Annotated in this window: 12 protein-coding genes and 1 pseudogene; 2 read left to right on the forward strand and 11 right to left on the reverse strand. The window is 68.9% G+C overall.

Annotated elements, in window-relative coordinates:
• Positions 1–10: 10 nt before the first annotated feature.
• The 6 genes from ACIBVN_RS01960 to ACIBVN_RS01985 form a co-directional block, all read right to left on the reverse strand.
• Entirely contained in the window at positions 11–889 is an 879-nt protein-coding gene (locus ACIBVN_RS01960; RefSeq protein ID WP_397131613.1) for a D-alanyl-D-alanine carboxypeptidase family protein, read from the reverse strand.
• A 122-nt stretch (positions 890–1,011) separates the two neighbouring features.
• Positions 1,012–2,190 (reverse strand): glycosyltransferase family 4 protein, encoded by a 1,179-nt coding sequence (locus ACIBVN_RS01965; protein WP_397131615.1) that lies wholly within the window; start codon positions 2,188–2,190, stop codon positions 1,012–1,014.
• Positions 2,187–3,032 (reverse strand): sulfotransferase family protein, encoded by an 846-nt coding sequence (locus ACIBVN_RS01970; protein ID WP_397131617.1) that lies wholly within the window; start codon positions 3,030–3,032, stop codon positions 2,187–2,189. Before ACIBVN_RS01970 ends, ACIBVN_RS01965 begins: the two co-directional genes overlap by 4 nt.
• A gap of 75 nt (positions 3,033–3,107) precedes the next feature.
• Positions 3,108–3,941 carry a carbohydrate ABC transporter permease gene (locus ACIBVN_RS01975; RefSeq protein ID WP_349450939.1) on the reverse strand — a complete coding sequence of 278 codons (834 nt, stop codon included), beginning with the start codon at positions 3,939–3,941 and terminating at the stop codon, positions 3,108–3,110.
• Entirely contained in the window at positions 3,938–4,861 is a 924-nt protein-coding gene (locus ACIBVN_RS01980; RefSeq protein WP_397131619.1) for a carbohydrate ABC transporter permease, read from the reverse strand. Before ACIBVN_RS01980 ends, ACIBVN_RS01975 begins: the two co-directional genes overlap by 4 nt.
• The gene (locus ACIBVN_RS01985) at positions 4,858–6,189 is read right to left on the reverse strand and encodes an extracellular solute-binding protein (RefSeq protein ID WP_397131621.1); all 1,332 of its coding nucleotides are present in this window, start codon (positions 6,187–6,189) and stop codon (positions 4,858–4,860) included. The genes ACIBVN_RS01980 and ACIBVN_RS01985 overlap by 4 nt, the downstream gene beginning before the upstream one ends.
• A 242-nt stretch (positions 6,190–6,431) precedes the next feature.
• On the opposite strand from ACIBVN_RS01985, the gene ACIBVN_RS01990 reads away from it, so the two are divergent.
• Positions 6,432–7,922 carry an alpha-N-arabinofuranosidase gene (locus tag ACIBVN_RS01990; protein ID WP_397131623.1) on the forward strand — a complete coding sequence of 497 codons (1,491 nt, stop codon included), beginning with the start codon at positions 6,432–6,434 and terminating at the stop codon, positions 7,920–7,922.
• A 95-nt stretch (positions 7,923–8,017) separates the two neighbouring features.
• Here ACIBVN_RS01990 and ACIBVN_RS01995 read toward each other — a convergent pair whose 3' ends face one another.
• From ACIBVN_RS01995 to ACIBVN_RS02005, 3 genes are all read right to left on the reverse strand, one after another.
• The gene (locus ACIBVN_RS01995) at positions 8,018–8,998 is read right to left on the reverse strand and encodes a LacI family DNA-binding transcriptional regulator (protein WP_397131648.1); all 981 of its coding nucleotides are present in this window, start codon (positions 8,996–8,998) and stop codon (positions 8,018–8,020) included.
• Between the two features lie 589 nt (positions 8,999–9,587).
• Positions 9,588–10,778 (reverse strand): cytochrome P450, encoded by a 1,191-nt coding sequence (locus ACIBVN_RS02000; protein ID WP_397131625.1) that lies wholly within the window; start codon positions 10,776–10,778, stop codon positions 9,588–9,590.
• Between the two features lie 182 nt (positions 10,779–10,960).
• Positions 10,961–13,252, reverse strand: coding sequence for a WD40 repeat domain-containing protein (locus ACIBVN_RS02005; RefSeq protein WP_397131627.1), 2,292 nt, complete (start codon positions 13,250–13,252; stop codon positions 10,961–10,963).
• A 145-nt stretch (positions 13,253–13,397) separates the two neighbouring features.
• On the opposite strand from ACIBVN_RS02005, the gene ACIBVN_RS02010 reads away from it, so the two are divergent.
• On the forward strand, positions 13,398–14,483 hold the full coding sequence (locus ACIBVN_RS02010) for a hypothetical protein (protein ID WP_397131628.1): 1,086 nt from the start codon (positions 13,398–13,400) through the stop codon (positions 14,481–14,483).
• Positions 14,484–14,957: 474 nt separating this feature from the next.
• Here ACIBVN_RS02010 and ACIBVN_RS02015 read toward each other — a convergent pair.
• Both ACIBVN_RS02015 and ACIBVN_RS02020 read right to left on the reverse strand, forming a co-directional pair.
• Positions 14,958–15,464, reverse strand: a pseudogene (locus tag ACIBVN_RS02015) (transposase family protein); the annotation flags it as partial.
• Between the two features lie 153 nt (positions 15,465–15,617).
• Positions 15,618–16,076 carry a hypothetical protein gene (locus tag ACIBVN_RS02020; protein ID WP_397131630.1) on the reverse strand — a complete coding sequence of 153 codons (459 nt, stop codon included), beginning with the start codon at positions 16,074–16,076 and terminating at the stop codon, positions 15,618–15,620.
• Between the last annotated feature and the right edge of the window lie 327 nt (positions 16,077–16,403).

Genomic DNA, 16,403 nt, shown 5'->3' on the forward strand with positions numbered 1-16,403 from the left:
GGAGGATGAGCTACGCGGCCTCGCGGGCCGCGCCCCACGACAGCAGGGTGTCCGCCGTGTCGAAGCGGCGGCTGGAGTCGGACTCGCCGAGCAGCACGCCGACCAGCGTCCGGCCGTCCCGCTCACCCGCGAACGCCAGCGTGAACCCCGCCGCCCGCGTGAACCCGGTCTTCAGCCCGATCACTCCCGGCTGCCGGAGCAGCCGGTTGGTGTTGCGCCAGCTGTACGAGCCGTGCTGAGCGGTGGCGTCCAGCGAGTGGTACCGGGTGCCGGCCACCTCCTTGATCAGCGGCACCTGCAGCGCCTTGGCCGCCAGGAGGGCCTGGTCGCGGGCCGTGGAGTAGCCGTCGCCGCGCGGCGTGGGCAGGCCGTCGGCGTTGACGTACTCGGTGTCCTTCATGCCGAGCTCGCGGGCGGTCGCGTTCATCTTGGCGACGAAGCCTCCGACGCCGGGTCCGTACGCACGGGCCAGCGCGTGGGCGGCGTCCGCGCCCGAGGGGAGCATCAGGCCGTACAGGAGCTCGCCGACCGTGAGGCGGTCGCCGGGCCGCAGGTTGGCGGTGGTGCCGCCGCCGTCCTCCGCGTACTGGACGTCCTCCCGGTTGATCCGCACCACGTCCGTGGGCTTGGCGGTCTTCAGCACGACGTACGCGGTCATCGTCTTGGTGACGCTGGCGATCGGCAGGCGGTCGTCGGCGTTCTTGCTGAACAGCTCCTTGCCGGAGGAGGCGTCCATCAAGTAGGCGGCGTTGGCGTACACCGCGGGGGTGTCCTGCCGGACGGTGGCCACGGCAGGGGCGGAGACCTGGGCATACGCGGGCGCGGCGAGCCCCGTGGCGAGGGCGAGGGCGCCTGCCACCGCGGTCAGGCGGGCTTTCCGAATACGCATGGCTCCCAGGCTGCCGCCCCTTTTGACGTGCTTTTGCCGAAATGACACGAATTTTGCAACAAGCTGCCTAGAAACGCCGATATAGCCGGGGAAATCGGTAGGTAAATCTTTTGCCGGATACGTCAGTGAGCGCTCCAGAAGTTGTCGGCAACGCGTTCGCCCGCCAGCAACTGCGAGAACAGATCCTCCCACAATGGCATCACCAATTCCGGTGAGTACGCCTGCGACGCTTTAGCTGCCGCCTTTCCCATCCGCACCCGCAGCTCCCGATCGCCGATGACCCGGCTCAGCGCGGCGGCCAGCGCGTCCACGTCCCGCGGCGGCACGAGCACGCCGTCCACCCCGTCCGTCAGCACGTCGCGCGGTCCGGTCGGGCAGTCGTACGCGACCACCGGCAGAGCGTGCGTCATGGCCTCGATCATCACCATCGGCAGGCCCTCGAAGCGTGAGCTCAGCGCGTACACCGAGGCGGCGGCCAGCTCCTTGTCCAGCCGCTCGGTACGACCGGGCAGCTCCACGTGCCCGCCCAGCCCGTGCCGCTCGACGAGCCCCTCCAGCTGCGTCCTGCGCGGTCCGGTGCCGAAGATGCGCAGCCGCCAGCCCGGATGTTCCCGCACCACCTGCGCGAAGGCCTCGATGAGCAGGTCGAACCCCTTCTGCGGCACCAGCCGCCCGGCCGCGATCACGACGGGATCGACCTGCTGGGAACGTTCCCGGTCGACGCGGTGGACCGCGTTCGGGATCTGCACGACGGCGGTCGTGGGCAGCAGGCGCTGGTACTCGAGCCGGTTGGTGCGCGTCAGCACGGTGATTGCGTCGAACCGCCCGTAGTAGCGGGCGATCTCGCTGCGGATGCCGTCGGGGTACGCCGACAGGTTCATGTGCTCCTGGGCGACCTTGATGACGTTCCTGGGCGCGCGGCGGGCGGCGATCAGGTTCAGCGCGGGCCTGGTGGTCACCAGGATGCCGTCGCGCAGTTTGGAGACGTAGTCCATGGCGGCCCACTCCACCCGCTCGGTGAAGTAGTCGGCCGCGAACTCGCCGCGCGGCACGATCTTGCCGCGTACCCGGCGCCAGGCCCGGCGCCCGATCGAGTCCGGCCGCGTGCCGCCGCGCTGGTCGACCAGCGCGGTGATCCGGACCCGCGGGTCGAGCGCGAACTGGGGGGTGGAGCGCCGCCGTACCACGCTGACCAGCTCGACGTCGTGGCCGGCGGCGGCCATCGCGTTGGCCTGGTTGACGACGGTGCGGATGGTGCCGCCCATGCCGTAGGCGTGCAGCATGAGATAGCGGATCTTCACGCGAGATACCCCCAGGTCCGGCAGATGGGCTTGAGCACGTCCGGGATCTGGTCCTCGGCAGGCAGCTCGCGTGCGGGCTGGACGGTGCCGGATCGGATCTTGTCGCGCCAGTCCCCGAGACCCTTCTCCAGGACCGGCTGCTTGCCGTAGGAGAGGATCTGCGGCTCCCATTCCAGCCCCAGGAACTCGCAGATCTCGCGGGTGACCCGCGCGGGATCGGCGCTCAGCTCCTCGTACCTGACGGTCAGGCCGGGCAGCGCCGACCTGGCCCGCTGGACGGCCTTCATGTAGCGGAGCGCGTCCAGCGCGGCCTCCTCCGGGGTGCGCTTGTCGGGGGCGGCATCGTGCCACGACGCGGCGATCGAGGCGGGGTGGCGCAGCAGGAAGAGGAAGCGCGCGTCGGGCCAGCAGGCGGCGATGCGCTGGTGGGCGAACGCGTTCGCGGGCGTCTTGTCCACGATGAACCGCTTGCCGCTGCGTACGAGCTCCCTGTGCAGGACGCGGTCCCACAGCAGGTGCTCGAGGTCGGCCTGGTTGTGCCCGAGCGCGGCCATCGCCTTGGCGGCCAGTTTCGTGTCGAACTGCACGCGGAGGCGGCGTATGTGCAGCTCGTGCGGGGCGTGCAGGGCGGAGTGGGCGTTCAGTATCGCGCGAAGGAGCGTCGAGCCGGACCGGACGGGCGACAGGAGGAACACAGGGGCTTCGAGCAGCCGGTCAGTTAGCGGATCCGCGGGCGGTCTGATCTCGGGAACGGGCGGGGGAGAGGGAGCTTTCCCCACCCGTTCGAGCTGGAATCCGGTGAACCTGACCAGCGCTTTGTTCATTTTGCGCTGCCAGTTCATGCCCAGGCAGACTACCCACTGTTCCTGGCAATTCCCTGGCAATGGTAAAGAACGCCTATTTCACATAAACATCCACTACTGGCCGGCGAGGCCCGTGTGCGCGACGCCGCGGATGATCTGCCGCTGGAAGAGCACGAAAATCACCAGCAGCGGCAGCCCCGCCAGTATCACCGAGGCCATGATCTGCGCGTACCGCAGCCCGAACGTCCCCTGCACCACGTTGGCCAGCCCCACCGGCAGCGTCATCGTGTTCGGGTCGGTGGAGACGAGGAACGGCCAGAGGAAGTTGTTCCAGGTCGTGATGAACGTGTAGATCGACACCGCGGCCAGCACGGGACGCGACAGCGGCAGCACGATCGTGAAGAACACCCGCCAGCGCCCGGCGCCGTCCACGAAGGCCGCCTGCTCCAGCTCGGGCGGCACGTCCTGGAAGAACTTGAACAGGATGTACACGACCAGCGGCGCGGCCACCTGCGGCAGGATGATCGACCACCAGGTGTCGACCAGGCCGAACGCCACCATCTCCGCGAACAGCGGGGCCATCAGCACCTGCGGCGGCACCATGATCCCGGCCAGGATCACCGCCAGCAGCGCCCGCTGCCCCCTGAACTGCGTGCGCGCGAACCCGTACGCCGCCATCGCCGAGAACAGCACGGTCATGAACGTGACGACCACCGCGGTCACGGTCGAGTTGATCGCCCACTTGACGATGCCGCCCGTGCCCAGGACCAGCCGGTACGCGTCCAGGGTGAGCTCGCTGCCGAACCACTGCAGCGGGATCTTCGTGGTCTCGGACTCCGGCTTGAGCGAGGTGGCCACGGCCCACAGGATCGGGGCGAGCCAGACGACCGCCAGCGCCAGGGCGATCACCAGCAGGACGAGCTGGCCGGGGCTGAACCGCTTGGTCATGACGAGACCTCCGCCCGCTTGCGGAACAGCCGGAGCTGACCCAGAGAGACGATGACGATCAGGACGAACAGGATGTACGAGACGGCCGACGCGTAACCGATGCGGTAGCCGGTGAAGCCCATGTCGTAGGCGTACTCGATGATCGATCTGGTGGAGTCCTGGGGGCCGCCGCTGGTCATGAGGTAGATCTGGTCGAAGACCTTCAGCGAGGCCAGCAGCTGCAGCACCACGATCAGCGCGGTCGTGCGGCCGAGCAACGGCAGGGTGATGGAGCGCAGCTTGTGCCAGGCAGAGGCCCCGTCGATGGCGGCGGCCTCGTACAAGTGCTCCGGGATCGACTGGAGTGCGGCCAGGTAGAGCAGGAAGTTGAAGCCGACCGTCCACCAGACCGTGGTCAGCACCACCGACCACATGGCGGTCGACGGGTCGGTGAGCCAGGTGAAGTCGGTGCCCAGCGTGCCGTTGATCAGGCCGTACTCGGGCGGGTAGATCATCTGCAGCCAGAGGATCGACACCACGGCCGACGGCAGCAGGAACGGCCCGAAGAACGACAGCCGCCACAGCCACTGCACGAACCGCAGGTTGTGCACCAGCAGCGCGAACGCCAGGCCCAGGATGACCAGCGGGATCGTGCTCAGCACGGTGAAGACCACCGTGTTCCACAGCGAGTGCCACATGCGCGGGTCGGCGAACGCCTCCGCGTAGTTGGCGAACCCGACGAGGCGGTCGTTGGTGCCCGCGATGTTGACGCTCGACAGGCTCATCCGCAGGCCCAGCAGGACCGGCCAGACCAGGAAGACCACGTAGATCAGCAGGAAGGGCGCGACGAACAGCAGTCCGTGCTGCGTCCAGCGGCGCTTGACCTTGGCCTCGGTGACGGGGGCGGCGGCCGCGGGCGCGGCGATGGTGGTGGTCATCATCGCTCCTGCTCGGGGAAGGGGTTCGGGGCGGACAGCAGCCGGCTCAGCGCGGCCTTGGCGGTGGCCAGGCCCTCCTCCGGTGTCTGCTCGCCGCCGATGACCGGGGAGAACGCCTGGCCGAACTCGATCCACAGCCGCGAGGCCGAGCCGGTGAACCACACCTGCGGGTCGAGCGCGACCTCGGTGATGACCGAGCGGTATTCCGATTGGGGCTGCAGCGCGAGGTACTCGGGCTCCTGAAGGGCGGGCAGGTACGCGGGCACATGCCCGGCGACCGCCCAGTCGGCGCTGTTCTTGACGAGGTAGGCGATGAACCGGTACGTGGCCCGCTCGACCTCGGGATCGCGGTTGCGCTGGTGCGGCAGCACGAACGAGTGGCAGTCGGCCTGCGCCGCGCCGCTGCCGAAGACGTCGGGGAAGCGGGTCATGCTGAACGGCGTCTTGCGTTCCTTCAGCCCCGTGGTCTCCCAGTCGCCGTTCCACAGGAAGGCGGCCTGGCCGTTGGTGAAGTTGGCCACGGAGGCGCCGTAGTCGGTGCGGGTGTCCAGCAGCCCGTCCTTACCGAGCTGCTGCATGAACCGCAGCGTTTCGAGGGCCTTGGCGTCGTCGACGGCGATCTGCGTGTTGTCGGGGGACAGCAGGGCGCCGCCGCTCTGCGAGTAGAGCGTCCACCACACCCGCCACGGGCCGACCGTGCCGAGGCCGAGGTCGTCGAAGTTGAGCGGCGGCTTGCCGCCCATGGCGTCCTTGGCCTTGCGCAGCTGGTCCAGCAGCTGTTCGGTGCCCTTGGTGGGCTTCAGCTTGCCGTCGGGGCCGAGCAGTCCCGCCTTGCCGCAGATGTCGGTGTTGTAGTACTGCACCATCGGGTGGGCGTCGAACGGGATCGCGTACAGCACCCCGTCGAGGTGGGCGCGCTCCCAGATCGGCGGGCTGAAGTCGGCGGCGCTCAGGCCACTCTCCTCCAGCAGCTTCACGTTGATCGGGTCGAGGATCTCCCCGGCGCCGATCCCGGCCAGCCGGGCCAGGTGGAAGGTGGCCAGGTCAGGTGAGCGGCCGCCGGAGCCGGCCATCGCGATCTTCGTGTAGTACGGCTCGCCCCAGGCGAGCACGTTCTCCTCGATGAAGATGTCGGGATTGTCCTTGGCGAACGCCTGGACCATCTTGTTCATGATGATCCCGTCGCTCGCGCCGAGAAAGTGCCAGTACTTGACGCGTGTCTGGGACGAGCCCAGCCCCATCGGGATGGCGCATCCGGTGGCGGCGGCGCCGGCGAGTGCGAGGGCGCCGCCGAGGAGGAGCCGGCGGGAGACTTCTGGGGGATCTTGCACGGTGGCCTCTTCCTACGAGCCATCGCTTGGGCAGGTTGTCGAGGGCCGGGAGCTTGTGCGGAGCTCTCGCTTGGCTCCGGCACATTTTGTTGCGCCGGGGTTACCCGAGTGTTAGCGGTAACAACAAGCCTGTCAAGACCTCTCGCCGGTGGGCCGACCTGGTGGTTCGACCTTGACCGGCCACCTTGTTATCGCTAACAATCTGGATCATGTAACGCCCGCGAAACCCAGGAGACCCCTCCGTGCACCACGCAAAGCTCACGCTCGATCCCGCTTTCAAGGTCGCCCCGGTCAGCCGGCGCACCTTCGGCACGTTCGTCGAACACCTCGGGCGCTGCGTCTACACCGGCATCTACGAGCCGGGCCACCCCTCGGCCGACGACGACGGCTTCCGCGGCGACGTGCTCGACCTGACGAGGGAGCTGGGGGTGTCCACGGTCCGCTACCCGGGCGGCAACTTCGTCTCCGGCTACCGGTGGGAGGACGGCATCGGCCCCCGGGAGAACCGCCCCCGCCGCCTGGACCTGGCCTGGCACAGCACCGAGCCGAACGAGGTCGGCGTGGACGAGTTCGTACGCTGGTGCCGCAAGGCCGGCGTCGAGCCCATGATGGCCATCAACCTCGGCACCCGCGGCATCGAGGCGGCGCTCGACATGCTGGAATACTGCAACCACCCGTCCGGCACCGCGCTGTCCGACCTGCGCGTCGCCAACGGCTCCAAGGAGCCGCACGGGATCAGGATGTGGTGCCTGGGCAACGAGATGGACGGCCCCTGGCAGACCGGGCACAAGACCGCCCGCGAGTACGGCCGGCTCGCCGCCGAGACCGCCCGCGCCATGCGCATGGTGGACTCGTCGCTGGAGCTGGTCGCCTGCGGCAGCTCGAGCTCGTCGATGCCGACCTTCGGCACGTGGGAGGCCGAGGTGCTGGAGGAGACGTACGACCTGGTGGACTTCATCTCCTGCCACGCGTACTACGAGGAGAAGAACGGCGACCTCGGCAGCTTCCTGGCCTGCTCGACCAACATGGAGTACTTCATCCGCTCGGTCGTGGCCACCGCCGACCACGTCGGGGCCCGGCTGAAGTCGCGCAAGCGCATCGACATCTCCTTCGACGAGTGGAACATCTGGTACCTGTCGCGCTTCCAGAACGCCGAGCCGCCCGCCGACTGGCCGGTCGCGCCGCGCCTGCTGGAGGACCACTACCACCTGGCCGACGCCGTCGCCTTCGGCGGGCTGCTGATCACCCTGCTGCGCAACAGCGACCGAGTGACCGCCGCGTCGCTGGCGCAGCTGGTGAACGTGATCGCGCCCATCATGACGGAGCCCGGCGGGCGGGCCTGGAGGCAGACCACGTTCCACCCGTTCGCGCAGGCGTCCCGGCTCGCCGCCGGCGACGTGCTGCGGGTGGAGCCGGTCTCGCCGACGTACGAGACGGCCGAGTACGGCGAGGTGCCGCTGGTGCACGCGGTGGCCACGCACTCGGAGGAGGGCACGACGCTGTTCGCGGTCAACCGCTCGACCGACGGGCCGCTCTCCCTGGAGCTCGACGCCCGGGCGCTCGGGGGCGCGCGCATCGTCGAGGCCACCACCCTGACCCACCCGGACGTGTACGCCCGGAACACGGCCGAGGACCCGGACCGGGTCGCGCCCAGGCCGAACACGGACGTGGAGCACGATCCGGCCCGCGTGCTCCTGCCCCCGGTCTCCTGGAACGTGATCCGCCTGGCCTGACCGCGCCCCGGCCCTTGGCCGGGCGCCCGGGCGTCGAGCCGTGTGCGGCGGAGAGCCGGCTCATGGGTTGAGTTGGGCCAGCTCGGGGTGACGGGCTAGCTCGCGGCGGGGGCGGTGCTCTCCCGCACCACAAGCTCGGGCTCGACCAGCCGCCGCCGGTCGGGCTCGGTGCCCGCCATCCGGTCGATCAGCAGGTGGAAGGCGTGCCTGCCGACCTCACTGAAGTCCTGCCGTACGGTCGTCAGCGGCGGCCAGAAGTAGGCCGACTCGGGGATGTCGTCGAACCCGACCACGCTCACGTCCTCGGGCACGCGCCGCCCCGCCTCACGCAGGGCGCGCAGCACGCCGAGCGCCATCTGGTCGTTGGCCACGAACACGGCGGTGACCTGGGAGTCCTGCGCCAGCCGCTGCCCGAGCTGGTAGCCGGAGCGCGAGCTCCAGTCGCCACGCAGCACCTCGGGCACCGGCCGGTCCGCGGACTCCAGCACGTCGCGCCACCCCTCGATGCGGCCGTTGGCGTCGAGCCAGTCGGCCGGTCCCGCCACGTGCCACACGGTCCGGTGGCCGAGGCTGAGCAGGTGTCTGGTCGCCCGTACGGCCCCGGCCCGCTGGTCGACCTTGGCCACGGGCACGGGGATGTCGTCACCGGCATCGACCGCGACCACGGGCATCTCCGGCGGCAGATGCCGCAGCCCGTCGGCGGCCGACTCGTGCGGCGCCACGATGATCACGCCGTCGACGGCCTGGGCGCGCAGCCGTTCCACGCCCTCCTCCATCGACCTGCGGTTGAGCGAGGGCAGGCTGGCGATGCTCACGTTGAACCCGGCGTTCCTGGCGGCCTGCTCGATGCAGTAGAGCGTGGAGGCGGGGCCGTACAGGGTGGTGTCGATGCTGACGACGCCCAGCACCCCGGACCGCCCGGTGACGAGCTGCCGCGCGGCCTGGTTGGGCCGGTAGTCGAGCTCGCGCACGGCGGCCAGCACCCGGGCCCTGGTCTCGGCCCTCACCCGGTCGGGCGCGTTGAGCACACGCGAGACGGTCATGGCGGAAACGCCGGCGAGTACGGCGACGTCCATGAGCACCGCGGGCCTGCCGTCCCTGGATCTCACCGAGGCTCACCCCCTCCCCGATAACGCTAACAGGCAAAGCCCCGGAACGCGCGAACCAATATCACCCACGGAAGCGTTCCCGGAAGGCCCCGGGGAGAAAAGCAAGGCCTTCCATGAATAGGCGCTTCGCGCACGAGATTCCAGACAGCGCTCCCCAGGGGGCTCGCGCCCCCTTCGACCCCCGGAAACCCTCGCTCGCTCCGCTCGCCATCACCCGCCCGTTGCGCGATTACCCAGCCTGCGGAGCCCGCCCCCTCGCTCCCCCTGGCCCTGGACCAGGCTCCACAGATATGTCGTTGGCCAAGAAGCCCGCCACGTAAAGGGCTCCACCGCCGCCAGAAGCCGAGCAGGCCATGCCGGCAGGGCAGCCGTCTTGGACGCACGCCGTCACAGCCACTCCTTGATGGTCCCGCGATCACCTCATACGGACGGCGAGGTGTTGTAGCGGGTTGCCGCGGCTCGGTGGCGTTTGCAACGGTTGATCCCGCACTCACCGGTCACCTGCGCGCAGACCGATCCCGGCAACTGCGAGTTGCCGGGACCGACAGACGGCAGGTCAGGGCCGCACGGAACCCAGACTGACCGGCAAGGACAGCGGGCCGATCGTGAAGAACGACGGGGAGTAGGGGATGTCCCCCGGGTCGATCGCCAATTTGAGCTCAGGCAGCCGCCGATACAGCGACTCGAGCGCCAGCCGGCTCTCCAGCCGGGCCAGCGGGGCGCCGATGCAGTACCGCGGGCCGTGGCCGAACCCGAGGTGCCCGGTCTGCTTCCTGGTGATGTCGAACTGGTCCGCGGTGTCGCCGTACTCCTCCGGGTCGATGCCGGTCGACTGGTAGACCACACCGACCGCGTTGCCCTTGGGGATGTGCACCCCCGAGATGGTCACGTCCTCCGCGGTGAACCGGAAGCTGGTCATCATCACCGAGTGGCGGTAGCGCAGGGTCTCCTCGACCACGTCGTCCCACCGGTCCTCGGCCTTGGCCAGCTCGAGCTGGTCCGGGTTCTGAGCCAGTGCCAGGATGGCGTGCCCGAGGAGGTGGACGGTGGTCTCGTGGCCGGCGACCAGCATCAGCCACAGCACGCCGACCAGTTCGTCGGTGGTGAGCTTGTCGCCCTCGTCACGAGCCTGGACGAGGCCGGAGGTGAGGTCGTCGCCCGGCTCCCGCTGCTTGCGTTCCGTCAGTGCGTACAGGTAGGCCTGAAGGTCGTTCTGAGTCGCGAACGCCACCTCCGGCGGAGTGGTGTGCGCCAGCAGCGTGGAGGTCCAGTTGCGCAGCCGGAGCCGGTCCTCGGCGGGCACGCCGAACAGCTCGCAGATCACCCACATCGGCACCGCCTCGGTGAAGGCGGGAACCAGGTCGACGCCGTCACCTGCGGCCACCACGTCGTCCAACAGGCCATCGATGATCTGCTGGACCCGCGGCTCCAGAGCGCGCACCCGGGCCGGCGTGAACGCCTTGCCGACCAGGCCGCGCAGCCGCCTGTGGTCGCCGCCGTCCTTGGTGGACAGGTGACCGCCCTGAACGATGGCACGCAGCGGCCAGTCCTCGGGGATCGACCCGTCGTACAGGGCGGGCCAGTGCTTGGGATCCCTGAGGAAGGTCGTGTTGTCCCCGGCGAGGATCTCCCGTACGGCGTTGTGGGTCAGGGCCAGGTACGCGGGCACACCACCGGGGAACTCGACCTGGACCACGGGAGCGATCTCCCGGAGCCGGATGCAGGTCTCGAGGGGGTGTTCGTCCACAGCGGGGAAGGAAGGAAAGGTTGCTGTCATTTGATGCCCTTAGTGTGGAGGAGGACCGCTAAGCGACGAGCGCCCTAATCAAATATCTGTTGTGATCTCCAAAACAACACGGGCAAGTGATCAGTAACGCAATGGTTACATTGCGCTCACCTGCGCTGTATTACCGCAACTTGGCAACGTGCTCAGCGTGCGCCTGCCCGTGGTGAGCGGGTCAACATGGCGATATCGGAGCCGAATGTGACCAGCATCTGCCCCCGCGGCGTCGTCGTGAGGGTGTCGATGTAGCAGGGGAAGCGCATGACGGGCCCGAACCGCTCTCCGGTGTGCAAGTCCCACGCCTGCACGGTGTCCGGTCCGCCGGATACGGCAACCGGCCGGCCGTCGAGTTCCACGCAGGCCACCAAGCGGACCGCTTCGCCGCCATGCCCGACCATCGGGCTACCCAGCCGGCGCTGGGCGGCCAGGTCCCATCTGCGTACCGTGCCGTCATCGCTGCCGGTCACCGCGATGGGACGGCCGTCCACCTCGGCGCATGCCAGGGCGTGGATGGTGTCGGTGTGGCCGGTCATCGGCGTGCCGATGGGCTCTCCGGTGGCCAGATCCCAGACCTGTACGGTGTCCTCGCGCTCGCCTTCGTCGTTCTCGTGCGTCCAGGCGCTGGTCACCACGACGGCGCGCCCGTTCAGCACCGTGCATGCCACCTCGTGCACCCAACCGCTGCCGGGGGCGGGCGCGTCGAACGGCTCGCAGCTGCGCAGGTCCCAAACCCGGAGGTCGCCATTGCAGAGCGAGACCGCGACCGGGCGGCGGTCCACCCAGGTGCACTCCACTTTGTCCATGGAGAACCGCCCAGGCTGAGTGGTGTGCACCATCGGGCTGCCGACCAGCTCGCCCGCGCCCAGATCCCATAGGACCACCGACCGGTCTATGCCCGCGACCGCAAGGTCGCGGCCGTCCAGACGCAGGTAGGTGAGGGCGGCCACGTCCTCTTCACGGCTGTCACCGGTGGGGAGCCAGATCATCGGTCCGCCGATCGGTTTCCCGGTGGCGAGGTCCCACAGCCGGGCGTACTCCTCCCAAAGGTCGCCGTCCTCCTCGGCATGGTCGGAGCCGCCGGACATCACGACGGCGCGACCGCCGATCTCGGCAGGGGCCACGGCGTGCACGTCCATGGTGTGTCCGACGACCGGCCGTCCGGCAGGCTCGTGGGCGCCCACGTCCCAGGCCCGTACCCATCCGTCGTAGCCGCATGTCACCGCCACCGGACGCCCGTCGACGACAGCGCAGGCAAGCGCGCGCACATAATCGAAGCCCGACGACGGCCGGCCTACCGGCTGTGCGAGCAGTTCCCCTGCCGCCAGGTCCCACACCCGGACGGTGCCGTTCCAGTCGCCGACCAGGGCAACGCGGCGCCCGTCCAGATCGGCGCACGCGATGTCGCGGGCCCCGCCGGTGTGCCCGCCAAGCGGTGCCCCGATCAAGGCGTGTTCGGCCAGGTCCCAGAGCAGCACCTCCCCACCCGCGCAAGCGGCGACCGCCACCGGCCGGCCGTCCAGGTCCGTGCACGCCACCGTGGTCATGGGGTGCTCGCGGTGGTAACCGGGCGGGATCAGCTCACCGATGCGTTCACCGGTCGCCAGGTCCCAAACCAGGCCTCGTTCCCCCGCCGTCACCAACACGATCCCTCCGTCCACCGTGGTGCACGCCATCGCCTCCATATCGCCTCCGGCGTGCCCGGCCATCGGCCGCCCGATCCGCTCCCCGGTGGCCACGTCCCACACCTGCGCTCCCCTCCGGCTGCCGGTGACCACGACCAGGCGACCGTCGAGACAAGCCGGCACCAGTAGCAAGCACGAGTGGAAGCCCCGCGTCGACATCGCCTGAACGGGTTCGCGAGTGACCAGGTCCCAGACCCACACATCGCCGTGAGCGTCCAAGCTGGCGATCACGGGTCGGCCGTCCAGTTCGGCGCACACCACGGCTTTCACGACGGCCTCGTGCCCGGCGAACGAGTCACCGACGGCCGAGCCCGTCGTCAGATCCCACACCCGCACCAGCGTGTCGTCGCCACCGGTCACCGCTACCGGCCGCCCGTCCAGCAGCGTGCAGGCCACCGCGCCGGCGCCATCCTCGTGCGCCGGGATCGCCAGGAGCCGGCGCTGGCCGGCCCCGTTGCCGGTCGCCCATCTCGGCGTCCACTCCGGCCACGCCGCCCCCGCGACGGACACCTCGGCGAAACACCTCGCCAGCTCCCCGTCGCCGAGCCGAGCCGCATCCAGGCTCAATATCTGCCGCCGCACCTCCGGGGGTTCGTCGCGATGCCACGTCAAAGACAGCCGGTAGACGGCCGTCGCCAGCCGCGCCCGCGGGCTCCGCGCCCGGCCCAGCAGCGGAATCACCTCCGCCGGGTCGGCCATGACCAGGTACGCACAGTCGCTCAGCGCCAGATCGGCGTCTTCCGTGTTCCCATCCATCTCGATGATCTTGATAGCAGACCGAGCACCCTGAGTACATCCGATTACCGCGGCCCCATCGCCACGAACGCCTCTGGCCCTACGCCCGTCCAACTGAGTACGAATACTCATGTGCCGTTCTGGCGGCCTTTCATACGCTGAAATCATGTTTCTGAAGCTGGCCGCTGCCACCGGCCTGTGGCTCGGGTGGGCAGCAGCCGCCGCGGCGGCCGCAACCGCGGCCGGCCTCTGGTTCTGGTGGACCGCCCCTGGGGCCGACGGCAACGACCGGTGGAAACTGGTGGCCGCCCAGTCGTCGGTCACCTACGGCCAGGTCATCGCCACCGGCGAGCACGAGGCCTGGGCCTTCGGCTGGGACATCCTCGGCATTGGCGCCTGGCTGCCGATGGCCGACGGCCCGCACCGCCCCACGGTCTTCCACTGGGACGGCGACCGCTGGGAGAAAAGCGACTTCCCGGTAAAACGCGGCAGCATCGGCGCGGTCGCCGCGTCCGCCCCCTCCAATGTGTGGGCCCTGGCCGGCGACGAGGGCGGCACCGCCGTCCTGCGCTGGGACGGCCGCGCCTGGACGACCGTCCAGAGGCTGCCCGTTACGGGCGAGAGCCTCGCCGTCACCGCTGACAACGACGTGTGGGTCTTCGGCGACCACAAGACCTGGCACTACAACGGCGCCACCTGGTCGGAACAGAGCGTCTCCTTCCGCGCCTTCCGCGTCAGCGCCCGCTCTGCCTCCGACATCTGGGCCCTCGACGCCGACGCCCCCTGGGCGCACCACTTCGACGGCAAGGCCTGGACCCGGGTCGACCTGACCGCGGCGCTACCCAAGGCCCCGCCCCCGTCCGACGATTCCCCGCCCGACCCGTCCGGCCCTCGGCTGACCGCCATCACCGCCGACCCGTCCGGCATCTGGATCACGGGGGAGATCGGGGCGTCGTCGTTCCTGCTCTCCCAGACCGGTTCCGGCTGGCGCAGCGAGGACACCTCGGCGAAGGCCGGACGCATGGTCCGCGACCTCCCACCCGTCCCCGACGGCAGCGGCGGCCACTGGTTTCTCGGCTCCACCGACATCAACGGTTACGACTCCGCCCTCGCCCACCGCGACCCCTCCGGCCACTGGACCAGGGTTCCGTCCGGCGGCGAACTGACCTCGCTGTCGGCCGTCCCCGGCGGCCCGCTTCTGGCCACCGGAGTGATCGGCAAAGCTTCAGGCGTCTTCCGCAACCTTCCCTGAAGAGGACCTGCAGCATATTGGCGTCCTTCCCGAGGCCGAGGCTTCGGAGTCAGCCTTTCAAGGTCAGGAGTTCGTTCGTGAGGCCGGATCTGAGGGCCGTACGGCCACCGAGATCTATCGAGCCCTGAACATCAAGGCGGCTGACCTTCGGGAGATCGTGGCCCAGCTCGACACGATCGAAGTCATTAAGGGACACAGCGCCAAGGGCGCCGGGGGACGCCCGAGCATGCGCTACATCACATGATGCCCGAGCCGTCCGGGGAAACTAACGAACTGATCGATCTCGACACCGAGGAAACCCCCGAGATCGCTACGGAGCCGCCTGCCGAGTTGGCCGACGCTGAGCAGGAGGCAAGCATGGGGCAGAGCCCCCCGGGCGAAGAGGCCCCCGCCTCCCTGCCCTTCTACCTGTCGGATGAAGAGTGGGAAGAGATCGACGCTGCGCAGAGCGTCACGCCCGAGCCTGAGACGGCTTCTGAGCCTGAGCCGGATTCCCCGGACGCGGGCGGCGGTCAGGTCGTGGCTCTTGCCGGGCAGGCTGTCGGAGGTCCAGATGATTGTCCCGTATGGTGAGGCGATGACCTGGACGTTCATGCCGTGGACGCGGTGTTTGCCGGAGAAGAACGGCCGGTCGGCCTTGACGCGGTCGGTGTGGATGAGCATGCCGTCCAGCACCAGGTAGTGCAGCCCGTTCCGAGTCGCCTTGCGTAAGGCGTGGTCGAGCTTGGGAGAGCGAGCCTTCAGCTGGGCTACGGTCTCTTCCACGTACCGCCAGGCGGTGGTGACCGATACCCCGAACCCTGCACCCAGTTCGGCGAACGTCTCGCCTTTGCGTAGGTAGACCAGCGCCGGCAGGGCCTGCTGGCCGGGATTGAGCCGCCGCCACACCGAGCCGATCGCCTTGCGGTGCCGCCGGATGATTCCGGCGACGTAGTTCAGCGTTGAACGCGACAAATCGACCGCAGCACGGTAGAACAGCATCCGAGGCCCCTGGTGTTGGCGGATGGATTGTGGTGATCGACCCGTCTACCAGGGTTTCTCTATGTGGTCAGGCGAACGCCAGGGTCGCGATCATGATGAGACCCGCAGGCCTCCGACGGAGGATGAAAGGGTTCAGTGTGCGGCACGCCTGGGTCAGCGTCTCCAGACGGTGGCGTCCAAGGTGACGGTCTCCTTGCCGAATTTGATCACCTGGAGCCGAGCGACGGCCCCGTTCGCGGTTCTCACGCAGAGAATGTCGTCTGTCCGTGCAATGACATACGTATCCTTCCCCGCCTGGGCCACGGCCGCGCACTCGGCCCGGGAGTTCACCTGTCCTGGTGCGACCATGAGTTTGGTGTCGTTCATGGCCTTGAAGTCCACGTCGGCGATTTTCCAGAGGATCTGGGCGGCATGGATGTCGATCTCGGCGTCGCCGCCGGCAAGGGTCTCGGAGTCGAAGTTGACGTCCTCGACTTTGGAGTATTCCAGGGTGAGGGGGCCTCGATAGGCGGGAAGGGGCTCGGGAGACGCGGTGACCGTCACGACGGATTGCGGCTCGCTTGCGGTGCAGCCTGTCACCCCCAGAAGGAGAGCGGCGACGATCGCGGTCACTCTATGGCCTGTACTCACCTTTGGCACGATAGAGGCGGCGGAATGCCCGGTACGGCTGAGGCGCCCGCGCATGTTGTTCTCCCTTATTCACGGCGCCCAGCCGTGCGCTAAGGCCGCCAGGTGCGGATCATGCACCGCAGCTTAACGAGCACCGGTATAAGTCGGGTATGTCGCCGTGGGGTGGGCCACTACACGAGGTCGCGACGATGATGGCGAAGTGTCACTGGAGTATTAGTACTACAGTCATGTTTTGTGATCTATAGTCGGATCCGTGTCGGATGTGGTGACGTCTGAGGATCTCCAGTCGTGGGCGGCGGGGCTGGATGA

The sequence above is a fragment of the Nonomuraea sp. NPDC049400 genome, from assembly GCF_044466425.1.
Classification (GTDB): domain Bacteria; phylum Actinomycetota; class Actinomycetes; order Streptosporangiales; family Streptosporangiaceae; genus Nonomuraea.